Origin of the sequence: Streptomyces phaeofaciens, from assembly GCF_014648915.1 — a bacterium.
GTDB lineage: Bacteria > Actinomycetota > Actinomycetes > Streptomycetales > Streptomycetaceae > Streptomyces > Streptomyces phaeofaciens.
Genome location: NZ_BMSA01000023.1, coordinates 133,715 through 154,477 on the forward strand (window position 1 = coordinate 133,715; position 20,763 = coordinate 154,477).

13 protein-coding genes are annotated in these 20,763 nt (G+C 69.4%); 2 read left to right on the plus strand and 11 right to left on the minus strand.

Features of this window, described 5'->3' with window-relative positions:
• Positions 1-176 precede the first annotated feature (176 nt).
• The 7 genes from IE275_RS32420 to ngcE all read right to left on the minus strand — a co-directional run bounded on the left by IE275_RS32420 (position 177) and on the right by ngcE (position 8,641).
• Positions 177-1,532, minus strand: coding sequence for a sugar ABC transporter permease (locus IE275_RS32420; RefSeq protein WP_189715776.1), 1,356 nt, complete (start codon positions 1,530-1,532; stop codon positions 177-179).
• Positions 1,529-2,320, minus strand: coding sequence for an ATP-binding cassette domain-containing protein (locus IE275_RS32425; RefSeq protein WP_069767557.1), 792 nt, complete (start codon positions 2,318-2,320; stop codon positions 1,529-1,531). The genes IE275_RS32420 and IE275_RS32425 overlap by 4 nt, the downstream gene beginning before the upstream one ends.
• Before the next feature lie 272 nt (positions 2,321-2,592).
• Positions 2,593-3,681, minus strand: a complete 1,089-nt coding sequence (locus IE275_RS32430; RefSeq protein WP_189715778.1) for a sugar ABC transporter substrate-binding protein — start codon at positions 3,679-3,681, stop codon at positions 2,593-2,595.
• Between the two features lie 135 nt (positions 3,682-3,816).
• Positions 3,817-5,016, minus strand: coding sequence for an ROK family transcriptional regulator (locus IE275_RS32435; protein WP_189715780.1), 1,200 nt, complete (start codon positions 5,014-5,016; stop codon positions 3,817-3,819).
• A gap of 307 nt (positions 5,017-5,323) precedes the next feature.
• The gene (locus IE275_RS32440; protein ID WP_189715782.1) at positions 5,324-6,232 is read right to left on the minus strand and encodes a carbohydrate ABC transporter permease; all 909 of its coding nucleotides are present in this window, start codon (positions 6,230-6,232) and stop codon (positions 5,324-5,326) included.
• A 2-nt stretch (positions 6,233-6,234) separates the two neighbouring features.
• Positions 6,235-7,161: a carbohydrate ABC transporter permease gene (locus IE275_RS32445; protein WP_189715784.1), complete on the minus strand. Its 927-nt coding sequence runs from the start codon at positions 7,159-7,161 to the stop codon at positions 6,235-6,237.
• 28 nt (positions 7,162-7,189) lie between these two features.
• Positions 7,190-8,641, minus strand: coding sequence for an N-acetylglucosamine/diacetylchitobiose ABC transporter substrate-binding protein (ngcE, locus tag IE275_RS32450; protein WP_189715787.1), 1,452 nt, complete (start codon positions 8,639-8,641; stop codon positions 7,190-7,192).
• A 342-nt stretch (positions 8,642-8,983) separates the two neighbouring features.
• Between ngcE and IE275_RS32455 the strand changes: the two genes are divergently transcribed.
• Both IE275_RS32455 and IE275_RS32460 read left to right on the plus strand, forming a co-directional pair.
• Positions 8,984-12,787 carry a GH92 family glycosyl hydrolase gene (locus IE275_RS32455; RefSeq protein ID WP_189715789.1) on the plus strand — a complete coding sequence of 1,268 codons (3,804 nt, stop codon included), beginning with the start codon at positions 8,984-8,986 and terminating at the stop codon, positions 12,785-12,787.
• A 74-nt stretch (positions 12,788-12,861) separates the two neighbouring features.
• Positions 12,862-14,874, plus strand: a complete 2,013-nt coding sequence (locus IE275_RS32460) for an alpha-glucuronidase (RefSeq protein ID WP_189715791.1) — start codon at positions 12,862-12,864, stop codon at positions 14,872-14,874.
• Here the strand turns inward: IE275_RS32460 and IE275_RS32465 are convergent.
• From IE275_RS32465 to IE275_RS32480, 4 genes are read right to left on the minus strand one after another with little or no spacing between them, the layout of a single operon-like run.
• Positions 14,864-16,909, minus strand: a complete 2,046-nt coding sequence (locus tag IE275_RS32465; RefSeq protein WP_189715793.1) for a beta-galactosidase — start codon at positions 16,907-16,909, stop codon at positions 14,864-14,866. The genes IE275_RS32460 and IE275_RS32465 overlap by 11 nt on opposite strands.
• Positions 16,906-17,586: a hypothetical protein gene (locus tag IE275_RS32470; RefSeq protein ID WP_189715795.1), complete on the minus strand. Its 681-nt coding sequence runs from the start codon at positions 17,584-17,586 to the stop codon at positions 16,906-16,908. Before IE275_RS32470 ends, IE275_RS32465 begins: the two co-directional genes overlap by 4 nt.
• The gene (locus IE275_RS32475) at positions 17,583-19,091 is read right to left on the minus strand and encodes a GH39 family glycosyl hydrolase (protein ID WP_229870768.1); all 1,509 of its coding nucleotides are present in this window, start codon (positions 19,089-19,091) and stop codon (positions 17,583-17,585) included. The genes IE275_RS32470 and IE275_RS32475 overlap by 4 nt, the downstream gene beginning before the upstream one ends.
• The gene (locus IE275_RS32480; RefSeq protein ID WP_189715798.1) at positions 19,088-20,743 is read right to left on the minus strand and encodes an ABC transporter substrate-binding protein; all 1,656 of its coding nucleotides are present in this window, start codon (positions 20,741-20,743) and stop codon (positions 19,088-19,090) included. Before IE275_RS32480 ends, IE275_RS32475 begins: the two co-directional genes overlap by 4 nt.
• Positions 20,744-20,763 lie beyond the last annotated feature (20 nt).

The window sequence follows — 20,763 nt, forward strand, 5'->3', positions numbered from 1 at the left end:
GAGCTGATCGAGCTGTTGCCGGGCTTGTCGAGTCTAATGTTCCGTCCCGGCGGTCGGACTCCGGGCCATGCGTCATAGGTCACGCGAACGGCCGTACCCATGATCGGCCCCTCCTATGACACGGCTGTGCCCGGCACTGAGGACAGTGCCGGGCACAGTGACGTTCCTGCGAACCGTCAGCCGCGGCCGGCGGCCTTCTGGCTCTTGCGGGACACCGAGTCGATGACGACCGCGCCGAGCAGAACACCACCGGTGATCATGTACTGGATCGAGGTGTTCATGTTCAGCAGGTCCAGACCGGTCTGGATCGACTGGATGACCAGCATGCCCAGGAGGGCGGACCAGACGGTACCGCGGCCACCGAAGAGGCTGGTGCCACCGATGACGGCCGCCGCGATGGCGAGCATCAGGGTGTTGCCGCCACCGGCGCTGAGCGTGGCGCTCGCGGTCTGGCCGGCGAAGAACATACCGCCGACCGCCGCGAAGCCGCCGGAGATGGCGAACACGGTGATGCGGATCATCGGCACGTTGATACCGGCACGGCGCGCGGCCTCGATGCCGCCACCGACCGCGAAGACCTTGCGGCCGTACGTCGTACGACGCAGCACGAAGTCCACGATCACCAGCGCCGCGAGGAAGATCACCAGCGCGTTGGAGACACCGGAGGCGTTGTTCAGCACCGCCGCGGCGACGAAGGACGCGACCGCGAGGGCACCGACGCGCAGCAGGATCTCGCTGGTGGGCCGGAACGGCACACCGGCGGCCCGGCGGCGACGCTGCTCACCGAAGTTGCCGATGAGGGTCAGGACCACGCCGAGACCGGCCAGCAGGTAGGCGCCGATGATCGCCTGGTCCATGAAGAAGCTGCCCTGGCCGAGCAGGTGGATCGGACCCGACTCGGACGGGATGTTGATCGTGCCGCTGTCGCCCAGCAGCCACAGCATCAGGCCGTTCCAGCCGAGGAAGCCGGCCAGCGTGACGACGAACGCCGGCACACCGATCCGGGCGAAGAACCAGCCCTGCATCGCGCCGATGGCGATACCGGTGAGGACCGCCAGGACCAGCGACAGCCAGGGGTCCATGCCGTTGTTCACCGCGAACACGGCGAACAGCGTCGACGACAGACCGCTGACGGAACCGACCGACAGGTCGATCTCGCCGAGCAGCAGGACGAACACCAGGCCGATGGCCAGCATGCCGGTGGCCGACATGTAGTAGCTGATGTTCGAGAGGTTGTCGGCGCTCAGGAAGCGGTCGTTCTGCAGCTGGAAGATCGTCCAGATGACGATCAGGCCGACGAACACCGGCAGCGAGCCCAGCTCGCCGCCCTTCACCTTGCGCTTGAACTCGGTGACGTAGCCCTTGAAGCCCTCTTCGCGGACCAGCAGACGCGGGTCGACGACGGTGACCGGCGCGGCCGTGGGGTCGTCGGCGGGTGCGACGGTCTCCTGCTCCTCGATCACGCCTTCGGCCTTGTCGACCTTCGCGGTCTCCGAGGAGTCGCTCTTCACGGTCTTCGACGTGTCGCTCACTTTGCCGCCTCCGCGGTGCGACGCCCCGCACGACGGGTCACGGCGTTGTCCGTGGCACCCGTGATCGCGGCGATGATCTCTTCGTGGCTGGTGTCCTTCACCGGGAAGGAGCCGTTGTTCTTGCCCAGACGCAGGACGGCGACGGTGTCCGCGACCGCCTTGACGTCGGCCATGTTGTGGCTGATGAGGATGACGCCGAGGTCACGCTCGCGCAGCCGCTCGACCAGGTCGAGGACCTGCGCGGTCTGCTCCACGCCGAGAGCCGCGGTGGGCTCGTCGAGGATGACGACCTTCGGGTCGCCGATCAGGGCGCGGGCGATGGCCACGACCTGGCGCTGACCGCCGGAGAGGCTCGCGATCGGGATGCGCACGCTCGGGATGCGGATCGAGAGCGTGGAGAGCAGCTCGCGGGCGTTCTTCTCCATCGTCACCTCGTCGATGACGCCGCGGTGGAGCAGCTCACGACCGAGGTAGAGGTTGCCGACCACGTCGAGGTTGTCGCAGAGCGCGAGGTCCTGATAGACGGTGGCGACGCCGAGTCCCTGCGCGTCGTGCGGCTTGGTGATGCTGACGGGCTTGCCCTCCCACTCGATGACTCCCTCATCGATGGGGTGGACACCCGCGATCGTCTTGACCAGGGTCGACTTCCCTGCGCCGTTGTCGCCCACCAGGGCGACGACTTCTCCGGCGTGAACCTCCAGCTCTACGTCGGTGAGTGCCTGCACTGCACCGAACCGCTTGGAGACTCCGCGCAACGCCAGCACGGGCGTAGCGGACACGTGAACCATCTCCTTCGCCGCCTGACCGGCGGGGATGCCGCGCTTGGGGTGGGGCGCGGAGGGGCATGCGGGACCGGGCGCTGCGCCGCGGTGCCGCACGAGGTTTACAAGATGAACATGCGCGAATCCACTGCGCTTGGCAACGGGTTCCGTCCGACGCCCGCCCCGGCAGCGGGGTGTGAAGGTGGGGCGGGCGTCGGAGGGGTCTCGCGGACCGCTGGGCGGTCGGGGCCCGAGTCCCTCAGGGGACCCGGGCCGGGCTGCGCCGGGGCGCGTGACCGCTACTGGAGGCCGGCGGCCTTGCAGGCGGCGGCGTACTCGGCGGTGCAGATCTCGGCGACCGTGTACAGCTTGTCCTTGACGACCGTGTCGTTGATGTTGGCCTTGGTGACCGACACGGGGGTCAGCAGCTGCGAGGGCACCTTGTCGCCGGAGCCGCTGGTCAGCTCGGTGGTGGCCAGGGACTTGATGTCCTTGCCCTCGAGCAGGTTGACCGCGAGCTGGGCGGCGGCGTCGGCCTCGGGCTTGAAGGCCTTGTAGACCGTCGAGGACTGCGTGCCGGCGATGATGCGCTGGATGCCCGCGAGCTCGGCGTCCTGGCCCGTCAGCGGGATGCCGCTGATCTTCGCGCCCTTGAGGGTGTTGGCGATGCCACCGGCCATGCCGTCGTTGGCGGAGTAGACGCCGGCGATGTTCTTCGCGCCCAGCTGGGTGATGGCCGCGGACATCTTCTGAGCGGCGACCGTGTCCTTCCAGAGGCCGGACTGCTCGTAGGCGATGTCGACCTTGCCGTCGAGCGCCTTGTGGGCGCCTTCCTTGAACTGGCCGGCGTTCGGGTCGGCGTCGTCACCGTTGATCATGACGACCTTGGACTTGGTGGTCGCCTTGGAGCCGAGGGCGTCGAGCAGGGCCTGGCCCTGGAGCTCGCCGACCTTGACGTTGTCGAAGGAGACGTAGGCCGAGACCGGGCCCTGGGCGAGGCGGTCGTACGCGACGACCTTGACGCCCTTGTCCACCGCGGACTGGATGGAGGACTTGATCGCGGCCGAGTCCTGGGCCGAGACGACGATGACCTTGACGCCCTTGGTCACCATGCTGCTCATCTGCTGAGCCTGCTTGGCCGGGTCGGCCGCGGCGTTCGCGTACTGCACGTCGCAGTCGGCGCAGAGTTCCTTGACCTTGGCCTCGAAGAGCGGCCGGTCGAACTTCTCGTAGCGCGTGGTGACGCTGTCGGGGAGCAGCAGGCCGATGGACTTGTTGTCCGAGCCGCTGCTGCTGCCGGAGTCACTCTTGTCGTCGCCGGCCTTGCCGCACGCGGCAATCGAGAGCGCCATGGACACGGCGGTGGCGCCGATAACGACTCTGCGCATCGTTGCGTTCATTTGGGGTGTGCCTCCCTGACAGGGCCGCAACGCTGCGGCCGAGGTGGCTCGAAGTCAACTCGGCCACACATGCGACGTCAAGAAGTAAATACTTAACGAGATGGCAACGGCGTCATTCGTTCTCTAAGTGAAGACAGGGGTAGCCGCGGACAGGGTGCCGTCCAAAAGGGTCGAATCGCCCATCTCGCTGAGCGCGAGAGCAAGCGCTCCGAGCACCTCCGCACGACCTCCAAGTGCCCCCGGGAGAACGGAGAGTTGACGCGCCGCACTGGGGATCGCATAGCGGCCGACGGACTCCCTGATGGGACCGAGCACCAGCTCACCGGCCTCGGCGAGATCACCGCCCAGGACTACTCTGCTCGGGTTCAGCAGGTTGCAGAGATTGGCGACTCCACTGCCGATGTGGCGGCCGACGTCGGCGATCACGCGACGACAGCCCGGGTCTCCGTCCCTGGCCAGCCGCACGACGCCTTCCATCGTCAGATCCGTACCGTGACTGGACTGGAGGAGCGGCAGCACATAGCGGGCGGCCGCGAAGGTCTCCAGGCAGCCCCGGTTTCCGCAGCGGCAGACGGGGCCGGATTCATCGAGTGTAATATGCCCGATTTCTCCCGCCGTCCCGCCGGGCCCCCGGTAGATCTTCCCCTCGATCACCAGACCGGCGCCGACACCGCTCGCGACCTTGATGTAAGCAAGATCACGTACACCCCGGCCGCTGCCCCAGACCATCTCGCCGAGGGCGCCGAGGTTGGCGTCGTTGTCCACGTGCACGGGCACTCCCAGGCGCCCTCTCAGCTCCTCGGCGGGTCTGGTGCCGATCCAGCCGGGCAGGATCGCCGACGACCCGAGCGTGCCGGACTCCAGGTCGATCGGTCCGGGCACGCCGAGACCGACCCCGGCGACCTTCGTCCGGTCCACGCCCGTGGCCTCGATCAAACGCGTGACCAGCTGCTCGGCCCGGTCGAAGCCCTGGGCCGCGGAGGCGTCCACGTCCAGCGGCTCGGACTCCTCGGCGAGCACCTGGTGGGCCAGGTTGCCCACGGCGACCCGTAGATGCGTATGGCCGAAGTCGACGCCGATGACGATGCCGGCGTCCCCGCTGAGCGATACGCTGCGGGCCCGGCGTCCACCGGCGGACGTGGGCGTGACCTCGACGGTCCCGCCGTCCTTGAGCTCCCGGACGATGTTGGAGACGGTCGCCGCCGACAGACCGGTCGTCCGGGCGATCTCCGCTTGCGTGAGGGACCCGGCCAGACGCACGGCCCGTACGACCCGCTCGAGGTTGGCTCGGTGCAGCGATGACTGCGACCCCGGAGTCTCCACGACGACCTCCTGCGCGCGGGACCGCTTCGATGAGGCCCCGTCTATGTCCAACTAGTGAACTCTAAGCTGAGCTGTTCGGGTTGCCTCCCGTCAAGAGGTTGAACAGTATCCGCACGGTCGAACAAGATCGTCCATGGTGACGCTCCGTATCGTCGCGGGGTGTGCGGGGGTGGCTGCGGGGTGTTGCGGGAAGCCCTTTCTGCGGCGCGGGGACCGGGGTTCGAAATCGGGCGGCGGTCATGAAAAGCGGCGTACGCGGACACCCCGCACGGCGGAGGTCCGTGTACGCCGCATGAAGGCGCGCGGTCTACTTGAGCGCCCCCGCCGTCAGCCCCTGCACCACCTGCCGCTGGAAGACGATGTACGCGGCCAGGACCGGCAGCATCGCCATGACCAGCCCCGCGAACAGCCCCGACCAGTCGCCCTTGTAGCCCTGGCTGACCGCCAGCTGGACCAGGCCCTGGGTGAGGACACGCTTGTCGGGGTCGGTGTTGAGGACCGTGGGGAGCATGTACTGGTTCCACTGGCCCAGGAAGTTGAAGATGCCCACGCTGATCAGACCGGGCTTGGCCATGGGCAGCATGATCTGGAAGAACGTACGGCTGTGCGAGGCCCCGTCGACGAAGGCCGCCTCCGCCACCGAGGTGGGCAGCGTGCGGAAGAACGCCGTGAGGAAGAACACGGTGAACGGCAGCGAGTACGCGATGTACACCAGGATCAGGCCATGGATGGTGTTCAGCAGGCCCATGTTGTTCACCACGTAGAACAGCGGGACCAGCGCCAGCATGATCGGGAAGCTCATGCCGCCGACGAAGAGGTAGTAGACGAAGCGGTTGCCCGGGAAGTCGAACCGGGCCAGGACGTAGGCCGCCATCGAGCCGAGGACCAGGGTGCCGATGAGCGAGCCGCCCACCACCAGGACGGTGTTGAGGAAGTAGTCGCTCATGTTGGCCTCGGTCCAGGCCCGCGACCAGTTGTCGAAGTGCAGCCGGTCCGGCAGCGACCAGGGCGAGGAGAAGATGGAGCGGTCGTCCTTGAAGGACGTCATCACCGCCCAGAGCAGCGGCATCACCACCATCACGGCCCAGACGACCAGGATGCCGTGCGAGAAGGCGTTGAGGGCCCGGCCCTCGGATTTGGGCTTCGGCCGCCCCCGGCCGGCCGGCAGGTCGACCTTCGTGACGGAGACGGGCGCGGGGGATTCGGTCGTCTTCATCCTCAGTACTCCAGCCGCTCGCGCCGGCCCAGTCGCATCACGACGGCGGCGAAGGCCAGCGTCACGACGAGCAGGGCGACGCCGATGGTGGTGGCGTAGGCGGCCTGACCGTCCCGGAACGCCTTCTGGTACACGTACAGGACCATGACGGTGGTCGAGTAGTCGGGGCCGCCCGGGCCGGTCGTCATGATCTGCACGACCGCGAACGACTCGGCGCCCAGGGCGAGGATGCCCATGTAGACCCAGCCGGACTGCACGGTGTCCCAGAGCAGCGGCAGGGTGATCCGGAAGAAGGTGGTGGCGCGGCTCGCGCCGTCCAGCAGGGCGGCCTCGTAGAGGTCGGCCGGGATGGAGGCCATGCCGGCCGAGAACAGGACGACGAAGAAGCCGACCGTGGACCAGACGAGGACGGCCATCACGCACCACAGGGCGAGGTCCGGGTCGCCGAGCCAGAGCGGCTGGACTCCGTCGAGGCCGACGCCCCGCAGGAACGAGTTGATCGCACCGCTGTCCGGGTTGTACGCGAAGGCGAACAGCAGCGCGACGATGGCGATCGAGAGCACCTGCGGGAAGAAATACACGATCTTGTAGAAGGAGGAGCCCCGGGCCCCGGTGACGACCGGGCCGCCCTTCCTTCTGCGTCCGCCGACATTGATCATGAAGGCGAGGAACAGGGCCAGGCCGATCGTGACCACCGGCACCAGGAGGGCGAACAGCAGGCTGTGCTGGAGGGATTTCCAGAAGATCTGGTCGTCCAGCATCCTGCGGTAATTGTCGAAACCGACCATCTTGAATTCGGGGCTCAGGCCGGTCCAGTCCGTGAACGAGTAGTAGATGGACTGGATGAACGGCCAGACCACGAAGAGCGTGTACAGTCCCAGCGGCAATGCCAGGAACCCCACGATGAAGCGGTACTTGCCGTGCTGCATCGCCACTCCGGTGCCGTCGTGAATGCGGTCACTGATGCTTGTAGTGCTTGATCGCCGTGTCCTTCGCGGCCGCGTCGGCATAGCCCTGGATCTTCTTGACGGCTTCCGCCGGGGTGAGCCGTCCGGCCATCATCTCGCCCAGCCCGCCGACACCGATCTGCTCCTTCTGGAGCTGGACGTACCAGTCCTGGAGGCGCGGGTTCACCACGTTGTCGCCGGCCTTGTCCAGTGCGGCGACACCGGACTTCAGGCCCGGGGTGAGGGTGATGCCGTCGGTGCCGCCGTTGTACGCGGTGAGCGACTTGACCTTGGCGGTGAAGTTCCTGGACGACGCCTCACTGAGCATGATGCGCAGCTGCTCCATGCCACCGGAGGCGTTGTTGGCCTTGGCGGGGACGACGAACGGCTCGCCGCCGGAGGCCCAGATGGTGCCGAAGGGCATCGCGTCGGAGGAGTCGATGCCGGTGGGGCCCGAGACCGCCAGGTCGAAGTCGGCCGGGATGACCTTCGCCGACTCGTTCTCCACCCAGGAGCCGTTGGGGATGAACAGGGCCTTGCCCTGGGCCCAGGCGGTCTGCGACTGGATGTGGTCCAGGCCGGGGGTGCCCTTGAGGACGTAACCCTTCTTGTACAGCTCGTAGTACGCCTCGAAACAGGTCTTGACGGCCGGGTGCTTCCAGGCGTTGGGCTCCAGGTTGTCGATGGCGTCGAGGACCTCGCGCCCGCCGACCTTGCCGATCATCGGGTAGAGCGAGAAGGGGAGGTAGTAGGGGTACTTGCCCGCGTACGTCCAGCCGGCCATGCCCTTCTTCTTGGCCTTCTCGCAGACCGCGAGCATCTCGTCCCAGGTCTCGGGGTACGTGGCGTCGAGCGAGTCCAGCGCCTTCTGCGAGTACCAGACGCCGTAGACCGTGTAGGCGTAGTACATGATCCAGACGGGGTCGCCGTCGAACTGGCCCATCTCGACGATGCCGGGGCGCAGGGTGTCGCGGACCTTCTTGGCCGGGTCGTCGTAGGAGGGGGCGTCGAGCAGCGGGGTGAGGTCGGCGAGCTGCTTCTTGCCGACCAGGACGCCCATGTCCATCTGTTCGGCGCCGGAGTTGTCGATGAGGTCGGGCGGGGTGCCCTGGTTGAAGCGGGGCTGGAGCGTGGACTGGATCTTCTGGGTGGCCGAGAACTTCACCTTCGCCTCGGGGAAATTCTTCTCGTAGATCTTCACGGCGTCCTCGGCGTACTCCTTGCCGAAACCACCGTCGAACAGGACGAATTCCATCTGGGCGGTTTCGTTGACCGCGAGGGGGTTCTGCTCGGTCTTCTTTCCGGCCTTGGCCTTGTCCTCGTCACCACCGCCGCCGCTGCTCGCGCAGGCGGCCAGGAAACTCATGGTGGGGACGGAAATCAGACCGAGCGCGGCGGACCTTCTGATCAGATCTCGGCGGCCGACACCCGTGGAGCCGTTGTTCTCGGAGGTGGATCCCATGCTCAAGTCCTCGCCTTCTCCAGGACTCAGGCGGTGAACCGGAACCTCCCGGCACCGCGGTCAGGTCAAGCAGGGTCGTGCGGATCGCGTGAATTGCCGACAGGTATAGTCCACTTCCCGCCAGCGGAGCAAGATCGAATGCAAGGTTGGCCATGGGTCTTTTCCGAGTTGAGACCTCCCCGACATAGGAACCGGCTGTGGGCGGCTTGCCGGAAAATTCGCAACATAAACCCCGAACGACACAGCCAACACCCTTGACATCCTTGACCACTTGACCCACTACTGGTCTCTGCGTCGATTTTGACAACGTTGTCCAAGTGAGCGCAGGGAGGGTGCTGGCGTATGCGGCACAGAGCTCGGCACAGATGGGGTTCGACCGTCGTCGTGACGGCCGCTTTTGCCTTGGCGGTGGGCTCGCAGGGGGCCGCCGTCGCACTGCCGGAGAAGGCTCCGGCGGTCGACCGGGAGTTCGCCTCCTCGTTCGAGGCGGACGATCCGGCGCCGGACTGGCTGAACACCGTCGACACGACGGCGGGCGGCGGCAAGCGGGCTTCGGGCGTCGACGGCGGGTACAGCAGCGGTATTCCGGGCAACGTCACCGATCACGTCACGGACGTACGGGCGAGCAGCGAGAACACGGGCGGCGGGGAGGTGAAGGAGAACCTCGTCGACGGCGAGTCCAGCACGAAGTGGCTGACCTTCGCGCCCACGGGCTGGGCCGAGTTCGATCTCGACAAACCCGTCAAACTCGTGACATACGCTCTCACCTCGGCCAACGACTTCGCCGAGCGTGACCCCAAGGACTGGACCCTTCAGGGTTCCACGGACGGCAAGGACTGGAAGACCGTCGACACCCGCGCCGGCGAGTCCTTCCCCGAGCGGTTCAAGACCAGGACGTACGACCTCGCCGAACCGGCCGAGTACCAGCACTTCCGGCTCGAGGTCACCAAGAACAACGGCGCCTCCGGCATCCTCCAGCTCGCCGACGTCCAGTTCTCCACGGGCGGCGGCGACAACCCGGTCCCGCAGGACATGCTGTCGCTGGTCGACCGCGGCCCGAGCGGCTCCCCGACCGCGAAGGCGGGCGCCGGGTTCACGGGCAAGAAGGCCCTGCGGTACGCCGGACGCCATACGGCGGACGGGCGGGCGTACTCGTACAACAAGGTCTTCGACGTGAACGTGGCCGTCGGCCGCGACACCCGGCTGTCGTACCGGATCTTCCCGTCGATGGCGGACGGCGACCGCGACTACGACGCCACGAACGTCTCCGTGGACCTGGTCTTCACCGACGGCACCTCGCTGAGCGGCCTCGGCGCGACGGACCAGCACGGGTTCGGGCTCACCCCGCAGGCGCAGGGGGCCTCGAAGGTGCTGTACGTCAACCAGTGGAACAACGTGGCCTCGCGGATCGGGTCGGTCGCGGCCGGCAAGACCGTCGACCGCGTCCTGGTGGCGTACGACTCCCCCGCGGGCCCGGCGAGGTTCCGCGGCTGGCTGGACGACATCGCGATCGAGCGCGTGGCGCCGGAGAAGCCGAAGGCGCACCTGTCCGACTACGCGCTGACGACCCGCGGCACCAACTCCAGCGGCGGCTTCTCGCGCGGCAACAACTTCCCCGCGACCGCCGTACCGCACGGCTTCAACTTCTGGACCCCGGTCACCAACTCGGCGTCCCTGAGCTGGCTGTACGACTACGCGCGCGCCAACAACGACGACAACCTGCCGACGATCCAGTCGTTCAGCGCGAGCCACGAGCCCAGCCCCTGGATGGGCGACCGGCAGACCTTCCAGGTGATGCCGTCCGCCGCGTCGGGCACGCCGGACACCGGCCGTGAGGCCCGGGAGCTGGCCTTCCGGCACGAGAACGAGACGGCACGGCCGTACTACTACGGGGTCCGGTTCGAGAACGGCCTGAAGGCCGAGATGACCCCGACCGACCACGCGGCGGCGCTCCGCTTCACCTACCCCGGTGACGACGCGAGCGTGCTGTTCGACAACGTCACGGACCAGGCGGGGCTGACGCTCGACAAGACCGACGGGACCGTCACCGGCTACTCGGACGTCAAGTCCGGGCTGTCGACGGGTGCCACCCGGCTCTTCGTCTACGGCGTGTTCGACAAGCCCGTGAAGGACGGGTCCTCCAGCGGCGTCAAGGGCCACCTGCGCTTCGACGCGGGCGCCGACCGCACGGTCACCCTGCGTCTGGCCACCTCGCTCATCAGCGTGGACCAGGCCAAGGACAACCTGCGCCAGGAGATCCCGGACGGCACCTCCTTCGACGCGGTGAAGAAGCGCGCCCAGCGCGCCTGGGACCGGATCCTCGGCAAGGTCGAGGTCGAGGGCGCCACGCCGGACCAGCTGACCACCCTGTACTCCAGCCTGTACCGGCTGTACCTGTACCCCAACTCCGGCTTCGAGAAGGTCGGTTCGACGTACCGGTACGCGTCCCCGTTCTCGCCGATGCCGAATCCGGACACCCCCACCCACACCGGCGCGAAGATCGTCGACGGCAAGGTGTACGTCAACAACGGCTTCTGGGACACCTACCGGACGACCTGGCCGGCGTACTCCCTCCTGACGCCCTCCCAGTCCGGTGAGATGGCCGACGGGTTCGTGCAGCAGTACAAGGACGGCGGCTGGACCTCGCGCTGGTCCTCCCCCGGCTACGCGGACCTGATGACCGGCACCTCCTCGGACGTGGCGTTCGCGGACGCGTACGTCAAGGGCGTCCCGTTCGACGCGAAGGCGGCGTACGACGCGGCGGTGAAGAACGCGACCGTCGTCCCGCCGTCGTCCGGCGTGGGCCGCAAGGGCATGGCCACCTCGCCCTTCCTCGGCTACACCTCCACCTCCACCGGCGAGGGCTTCTCGTGGGCGATGGAGGGCTACGTCAACGACTACGGCATCGCCCGGATGGGCCAGGCCCTCTACAGGAAGACGGGTGACAAGCGCTACCAGGAGGAGTCGGAGTACTTCCTCAACCGCGCCCAGGACTACGTCAACCTGTTCGACTCCGAGGCCGGCTTCTTCCAGGGCAGGAACGCGCAGGGCGACTGGCGCGTGAAGTCCTCCGACTACGACCCGCGCGTGTGGGGTCACGACTACACGGAGACCAACGGCTGGGGCTACGCCTTCACCGCCCCGCAGGACAGCCGGGGCCTGGCCAACCTGTACGGCGGCCGCGCCGGGCTCGCGGACAAGCTCGACGAGTACTTCGCCACCCCCGAGACGGCGTCCCCGGACTTCGTCGGCTCCTACGGCGGCGTCATCCACGAGATGACCGAGGCGCGGGACGTACGGCTCGGCATGTACGGGCACTCCAACCAGGTCGCCCACCACGTCATCTACATGTACGACGCGGCCGGGCAGCCCTGGAAGGCGCAGAAGAACGTCCGCGAGGTGCTGTCGCGCCTGTACACCGGCAGTGAGATCGGGCAGGGCTACCACGGTGACGAGGACAACGGCGAGCAGTCGGCCTGGTACCTGTTCTCCGCGCTCGGCTTCTACCCGCTGGTGATGGGCGGCGGCGAGTACGCGGTCGGCTCCCCGCTGTTCACGAAGGCCACCGTGCACCTGGAGAACGGCAAGGACCTGGTGGTCAGGGCGCCGAAGAACAGCACGCGGAACGTGTACGTGCAGGGCCTGAAGGTCAACGGCCGTGCCTGGAGCTCCACTTCACTGCCCCACACGCTGCTCGCCAAGGGCGGGGTGCTGGACTTCGACATGGGGCCGAAGCCCTCGGCGTGGGGCAGCGGCAAGAACTCCGGACCGGTGTCGATCACCCAGGACGACAAGCCGGCGACGCCCCGCACGGACGCGCTGACCGGCCCGGGCGCCCTGTTCGACAACACCTCGGCGACCGACGCGGCGGTGACGGACACGGTCGAGCTGCCGGTCGGCAAGGCCGTGAAGGGCGTGCAGTACACGCTGACCTCGTCCGACCGCACCAAGGCCCCCACGGCCTGGACCCTCCAGGGCTCCGCCGACGGCACGACGTGGACGACGCTGGACCGGCGCTCCGGGGAGAGCTTCTCCTGGGACCGGCAGACGCGCGCGTTCACCGTGGGATCACCGGGTACGTACGGGAAGTACCGCCTGCTGATCGACGGCCGGGTGACGCTGGCGGAGGTCGAGTTGCTGTCCTGAGCCGGACGGCCCGCGCCGGTGCCGCACCTGGCGCCGGCGCGGGCCGTCGGCCGCTCCCCTAGGAGGGTCCGCCCATGCCGCTTCCCGTGCCCGTGCTCCCCGAGGGGGTCGACCCCGCCTGGCTGCCGGTGGAGGCACTGCGGCCGCTGGGCGTCCGGCGGACCCTGATCCGCGGCTCGGGCCCCCTCGTGGACACCGTGCACGGTGAAGTGGCGGACGCCTGCGGGCGGTTCGGCGGGAAGGTGGTGCGCGGCGAGGAAGGAGCGGCGCGGGGGGCGCCGGACGGCGCCCGGTACGACCTGCTGCTGGAGGTGTCGGCGGCGGAGGGCCTCGGTGCGGAGGGATTCGCGTTCGGGCGGGACGGCGGCACCACGACCGTCACCGCGTCCGGCCCACACGGGCTGCTGTACGGCCTGTTCCACGTCGTGCGGCTCGGGGCGGCGGCGTTCGCCGGACCGGTGGCGCGCGAGGAGCACCGTCCGGCGACGGCGCTGCGGATGCTGGACCACTGGGACAACGTGAGCGTGCACCCGGTCATGGGCCAGGTGGAGCGCGGGTACGCGGGCGGATCGCTGTTCTGGCGCGACGGCCGGGCACGCGGGGAAGCGGAACGGGTCCGGGCCTACGGCCGGCTGCTGGCGGCCGTGGGGATCAACGCCGTGGCGGTCAACAACGTCAATGTGCGCGAGGCGGAGACCCGTCTGCTGACCGAGCGGCTCGGTGAGGTCGCCGGCCTGGCGGAGGCGTTGCGGCCGTACGGGATCCGGACGCATCTGTCGGTGAACTTCGCGGCGCCGATGCTGCTCGACGGGCTCCCCACGGCCGATCCGCTGGACACCGGGGTGCGTGCCTGGTGGGCGGGGGCCGTACGCCGGGTGTACGCGGCGATACCGGACTTCGGCGGGTTCGTGGTGAAGGCGGACTCGGAGGGCGAGCCGGGGCCGTTCGCCTACGGCCGCAGCCACGCCGACGGCGCGAACATGCTGGCCGCGGCTCTCGCGCCGTACGGCGGCACGGTCCACTGGCGGGCCTTCGTCTACGACCACCGGCAGGACTGGCGGGACCGCGGGACGGACCGGGCCCGGGCAGCCCATGATCATTTCGCCCCGCTCGACGGGGAGTTCGCCGGCAACGCGGTGCTCCAGGTGAAGCACGGGCCGATGGACTTCCAGGTGCGGGAGCCGGTCTCACCGGTGCTCGGGGCGATGCCGCGCACCCGGCTGGCGGTGGAGGTGCAGGCCACGCAGGAGTACACCGGTCAGCAGCGGCACGTGTGCTGGCTCGGGCCGATGTGGAGCGAGGTGCTGCGGTTCCGGACGGACGGTGCGGCCGGGCCGTCCGTGGCGGAGTCGGCGCGCGGCGGGATCGTCGCCGTGTCGAACGTGGGCGACGACCCCTTCTGGACCGGGCATCCGCTGGCCCAGGCGAACCTCCACACCTTCGGGCGCCTCGCGTGGCGGCCCGACGCCGATCCCTGCGACGTCCTCGACGAGTGGATCGGCCTCACCTTCCCGGGCGCCCCGGCCCGGCTGGCCGACGGCCTGCGCGCGGTGCTGCGCGGCTCCTGGCGGACGTACGAGAAGTACACCGCGCCGCTCGGCGTGGGGTTCATGGTCCAGCCCGGGCACCACTACGGGCCCGGCGTGGACGGCTACGAGTACAGCCGCTGGGGCACCTATCACTTCGCGGACCGGGACGGGGTCGGTGTCGACCGGAGCGCGGCGACCGGGACGGGGTACGCGGCGCAGTACGCCAAGGCGTGGGCCGAGGTGTACGAGTCGGTCGACTCGTGCCCCGACGAGCTGCTGCTGTTCTTCCACCATGTGCCGTACGGGCATGTGCTGCACAGCGGGAAGACCGTGATCCAGCACATCTACGACACCCACTTCGAGGGCGTCGAGGAGGCCGAGGAGGCCCGCCGGGTGTGGGCGGGCCTCGGGGACCTGGTGGAGCCGGCGCGCCACGCGCGGGTGGCCGAGCGGTACGAGGAGCAGGTGCGCTGCGCGCGGGAGTGGCGCGACCAGGTCAACAGCTACTTCCTGCGGAAGTCGGGGGTGCCGGACGGGCAGGGGCGGCTCATTCACTGACGCCCGGGTCACCGCTCCCCGGGCGCGGGCGCAGGACCGCGACGCCGAGCGGGTCGAGCACGAGGGGCTCGCCCCGTTCGGCCCGCTTGCCGGTGAGGAGGTCGGTGGCGGCGGCGTGGGCGGTCAGCCGGACCGGCTCCGGGGCGTGGTTGAGGAGGAACAGCAGGCTCGTGCCGTCGGGGGTGACGCGGGTGGCGGTCTCGACGGCGGGGTGGGCGGCGTAGGGGCCGATCAGGCCGTGGCGGGCGAGGACCCGCCGGACGACGAGGTCGACGCCGGACCGGTCGAGGTCGGTGGCGACGTACCAGCCCTCTCCGGCACCGAAGCGGTGGCGGGTCACGGCCGGGGTGCCGGCGTAGAAGTCGGCGCCGTAGGTGGCGACCGGTTCGGCGCCGCGGGGCTGGACGATCTCGAAGACCAGGCGGGCCTCGGCGGTCGACTCCGCGAAGCGCACGGGCTGTACGACGTCCTGCGGGCGGGCGTCCCATTCGTCGACGCGGATGCCGAGCAGCGGGGCGAGCGGCCCGGGGACGTCGGTGAGGAAGGCGCGGTCGTGGACGTCGGAGCGGGCGGTGAGGAAGGTGGCGAGGACGGTGCCGCCGCGCCGGGCCAGTGCTTCGAGACGTTCGGCCAGGTCGCCCTTGACCAGGTGGAGGACGGGGGCGAGGACGATGTCGTAGGGGGTGAGGTCGGCGGTGACGGGGACGACGTCCACATCGGCGCCGGCCTCGCGGGCGGCCCGGTAGTAGCGGTGGACGACGTCGGTGTACCGGACCAGCCGGGAGGGGCCGTCGGAGATCTCCAGCGCCCACCAGCTGTCCCAGTCGAAGAGGAGGGCGGTGCGGGCCGGAGTGCGGGCACCCAGGGTGATCGCGCCGAGATCGCTCAGCTCCGCTCCCAGCGCGGCGACTTCACGAAAGACGCGGGTGTCGTCGCGGCCCGCGTGGCCGATCACCGCGCCGTGGTACTTCTCGCAGGCGCCGCGGGAGGCCCGCAGCTGGAAGTAGAGGGCGGCGTCGGCTCCGTGGGCGATCGCCTGGAACGTGGCCAGCCGCAGCTCCCCCGGTCTGCGCAGGGGGTTGACGTCCCGGCAGGCGGTGGCGGAGGGGGTCTGTTCCATCAGCCAGAAGGGTGCGCCGTCCTTGAGTCCGCGCATCAGGTCGTGGGCGAGGGCGGGCCGGGTGGGCGGGGCGTCGAGGGGCGGGTAGTTGTCCCAGGAGACGAAGTCGAGGTGGGGCGCCCAGCGGTGGTAGTCGAGGGGCCGGTAGGCGCCCATCAGGTTGGTGGTGACGGGGGTGTCCGGGTCGTGGGCGCGGACGGCCTCCTTCTCGGCAGTGAAGCAGCCGAGGAGGGCGTCGGTCATGAAGCGCCGGTGGTCGAGGGTGATGCCCTGGAAGGCGGTGTGGTCGGGGCCTCGCCAGTGTTCGGTGAGGGCGCTCGGCGGCTCGATCTGGTCCCAGTCGGTGTAGCGGTGCGACCAGAAGGTGGTCCACCAGGCGTCGTTGAGGGCGTCGAGGGTGCCGTGCCGGGCGCGCAGCCAGCCGCGGAACGCCTCGGCGCACAGTTCGCAGTAACAGGCGCCGCCGTACTCGTTGTTGATGTGCCAGGCGAGCAACGCCGGGTGCTGTGCGTACCGTTCGGCGAGACGGCCGGCCAGGACGGTGGCGAGGCGGCGGTAGGCGGGTGAGCTGGGGCAGAAGTTGTGGCGCTGGCCGTGGCGGTGCCGGCGGCCCTCGAAGTCGGTGCGGTTGACCTCGGGGTACGTTCTCGCGAGCCAGGGCGGGACGGCGGCGGTGCCGGTGGCCAGGCAGACCCGGCGGCCCTCGGCGGCGGCCCGGTCGAGTGTCCGGTCCAGGACGCCGAAGTCGTGGATGTCCTCGGCGGGCTGGGTGAGCGACCAGGAGAAGACACCGACGGTGAGCGTGTCGATGCCGGCCCGTGCGAAGAGGCGGTGGTCCTCGTCCCAGACCTCCTGGGGCCACTGCTCGGGGTTGTAGTCGCCGCCGTAGGGGATCTTGGGGCTGTTCGGGGTCATACGGTGAAGTCCTCCTCGGTCTCGGCGATCACCGGGCGCTCGCAGTGCAGCAGGGAGAGCAGCAGCGGGGCGGCGAGCAGGGCGGGCAGGGCCTCGGTCAGCAGGGCGGTGAGGCCGGCGGCCAGGACGAGCAGCGAGGCGGCGCCGGCGGTGGCCCTGGCGTGCCGGAGCAGGAAGTACGCGGCGAGGCGGGCGGTGTCCCGGGAGCGGAACGCGAACAGTGAGGTGAGGACGAGCGCGTGGGCGCCCCACAGGAGCGAGACCGCGCCGGTCAGCCCGAGCAGGGCGGCCCACCAGCGGGGGAGGCCGGTGGCGGCGAAGTGGGTGAGGGTGAAGGCGATCACCGTCAGCCAGGCCAGCAGGGGGGTCCAGAGGGTGAGGGCGGGTACGGCGTTGAGGCGCCAGCCGCGGGCGTAGGCGCGGGCCGGGTGCAGGTCGGTGAGGTCCCGGCCGCGGTGGTGCAGGGCGTACAGCGCGGCGGACAGGGCGGGGCCGAGCGGCAGCAGGCAGACGGCCGCCAGGGGCAGGTTGGCGGGGTCGGGGTCCAGGAGGAACAGGGCGATCAGGCCGGGCGTGGCGGCGGCGAGGAGCAGGGCCTCGACGGTGAGGAGGGTGTGCAGCAGGGCGGCGGCGCGGGAGAGGACACCGGTGCCGAAGTCGGTGGCCGTGCCGCTCATGACGCCTCCCGGCCGAGCAGGCGTCCCTCGTCCCACCAGGGCGGGGTCTCGTCGGTGAGCGGGGTCAGTTCGACGAGGGTGACCTCGTGGCGGGCGAGCGTCAGGTCGAGTGCGGCACGTCCCTCGCGCACGGGCAGCCGGTGGTGGCCGCGGGCGGGCTCGGAGGCCTCGTGCAGGACGTCCAGCTGTCCGGCCTTCGGGGAGCGGGGGCTGCCCATGCGGCGCCAGGTCGTGTACGCGTTTCCGCGCTCCTCGTCCACCGTGGACCGGCGGACGAACACCTCGGGTCCGCCGACCGGGACGGACAGCCGCAGGACGTGCCGGTCGGGGCCGGGGGTCTCGCCGGTCGGGTCGACGGGGGCCCAGGCCAGGACGGTGACCCGGCCGTCGGGGTGGCGGGTGACGAGATGGTCGTCGCCGCGGGCCAGCAGGTCGGGGCCGGTCCGCGCCATGAAGGCGTACAGGTGGTAGGCCGGTTTCCTGACCTGGCGGTGGGTGAGCAGTCCGAAGCCGCCGTGGAAGAGGGCGGTGGGGACGCCGGCCTCCTCGAACATGTCGCTGAACGTCCAGTAGGAGAACGAGTCGACGAGGTCCCCGCCCGACGCCAGGACCGGGGCGAGGTAGGCGGCGTGGAACGCGGTGTCGTGGACCGGGTTGTCGGGGCGGTAGGAGGAGTTGAACTCCGTGATGTGGACGGGGAGTCCGGCCAGCCGGGTGCCCTTGAGCCGCTCGCGGGGCGTGGCGAACTGGTCGAGCAGGCCGGCCGCCGGCGCCAGGGTCTGGTGGACGCCGAACGGCACGTGCTGGGCGGGGCCGGAGGTGTAGGCGTGCTTGGACACGAAGTCGACGGGCACGTCCCGGTGTTCGGCGAACTCCGCGAACCGGTCGAGCCAGTCGTCGGCGCCCGGGGAGATCGCCGGTCCGCCGACCTGGAGGCCGGCGTCCACGTCCTTCACCGTGTGCGCGGTGATCTCGTACAGCCGGTGGTACGCCCGTTCGTCGGCGTGCTCCCAGAAGTCGGGGAGGTTGGGCTCGTTCCACACCTCGACGGGCCAGGTGCGGACCTCGTCGAGGCCGTAGCGGTCGACGAGGTGGGTGAGGGTGGCGCGGACGAGGGCGGCCCACTCGCGGTGGTCGCGCGGTGGGGTGACGTTGCCCCGCCACCAGAAGACGGTCCGGTCCCCCGAGGCCAACTCGGACGGCATGAAGCCGAGTTCGAGGAAGGGACGGATGCCGAGCTCCAGGTACGCGTCGAGAACCTGGTCGACGTAGGTGAAGGAGTGGTGGACCCGGCGGCCGCCCTCGTGGTCGTAGGGCCGGTGCACGCCCATGCCGTCGCTGAGCAGACCGTGGCCGCGGATGTGCCGGAAGCCGATGTCGCGCCGCAGGAGCGCCAGGGAGTCCTGGTAGTCGCGGCGCAGGGCGAGTTCGATCCGGCCGGTGCCGACGCACGCCCGCCAGGCGTCGGAGAACCGGCCGACCGGCTCGGCCGGGACCCGGATCACCCGTTCTCCTTCGTGTAGCGCTCGCGTGCCTTGTTGTGCAGGTCGACGAGCCGGTCCATGTTCTTGGCCTTCAACTCGGTGACGTAGTCGTCCCATTCGGTCAGCGGGCGCTTGCCGAGGGCGAACTTGAGGGTGTTCTGGGTGACGTGGTCGCGCAGCGGGGTGTCCCAGAGCTGCGCCTGTTCCTGCTCCACGGACCGCAACGGGTGCGCCGGGCCGACGGGCAGCTGTTCGCGCCGGGCCATGACGTCCTGGAACGCCTTCTCGTCGGGGCCGAACGAGGAGGAGACCAGCGCCCAGCTGCCGCCGTAGGTGAAGACGCCGTTGAAGAAGCCGTAGTCCTTCTGGAGGTCCTTCGGCGCGTCGGGGTCGGAGCCCATCAGGCTGATCCCGGGCTCCAGCGCGTACTGCCCGCCGCCGTACGTGTACGTGGTGCCCTCCACACCCCACTTGGCGAACCGCTGGCCCTCGTCCGAGTACCAGAGCCAGTCCACGAACTGCATCATCGCCACGAAGGAGTCGCTCGTGAGGGCCTTGCTGGAGATCATGACGCCGTTCTCCAGCCGGGCGCCGCCCATGACCACGGGGCCGGCCGGGCCGAGCGGCACCGGCACCATCTCGATCTTCGCCCCCTCGACCTGCCGCTCCAGGTTGTAGCGGTAGTTCTGGACCAGCTCCTGGGGGTTGGCGCTGATCGCGAAGGACTTCTCACCCAGCAGCTTCTGCACCGCTTCGTCGTCGGTCTGGGTGAAGCTCTCGGGGTCCATCAGCTTCTCGGCGACCAGCTTTCTCAGGTACTCGACCATCCCGCGGTAGCCGTCCTGGGCGCCGGTGAAGACGAAAGCGTCCGCCTTCGCGTCGTAGCTGATGTTGTCGTACGTCCAGCCGGCCCGGACGCCGTGGGACTGGCCGAGGTAGCTGAGCAGCGCGGCGACCGGATAGGGGGTGTTGATGCTCCAGCGGTCGGAGAGCGGGTACCGGTCGGGGTACTCGGCGCGGATCGCGCGAAGGACGTCGTACACCTCGTCCCAGGTGGTGGGCAGGCCGAGGCCGAGCGTGTCGAGGACGTCGGTGCGCAGCGACAGCGAGTAGCCGGACTTCACCTTCTCGTGCAGGCCGGGCAGGAGGTAGTACTTGCCGTCGGACTGGCGGATGGAGTCGAGTTCCGGCTCCAGCTTCCACTTCCCGACCTTGTTCCGGAAGTTGGGCATCAGGTGCACGTACTCGCTCACCGGGAGGATCGCGCCGGACGAGACGAAGGCGACCTCCGAGGGGTGGTACGTCTTCGGGATCAGGAAGGGGGCGTCGCCCGCGCCGATGAGGACGCTGCGCTTCTTCTCGTAGTCGCTGAGCGGGACGTCGACCGGTTTCAGGGTGACGCCGGTGCGGCGGGTGAGTTCCTTCCAGAACAGCCAGCCGTTCTTCAGCGGGTAGACGGGGTTGTTGTTGTGCAGCATCGAGAAGGAGAGCGGCTTCGACGCCTTGAACTGCTGGCCGGCGCGGTACTCCTTCATGGCGCCGTTCTGCTTCTTGGAGAGGTCCTTGGAGTCCCCTGTGTCGTCGCCGCTGCCGCAGCCGGTGAGGGCGGCGAGGCCGATGAAGCCGGCTGCCGCGAGTATCTGACGTCGTGAGAGCTCGCCTTCGTTCTTCACGGATACTCCCTTGTTGAGGT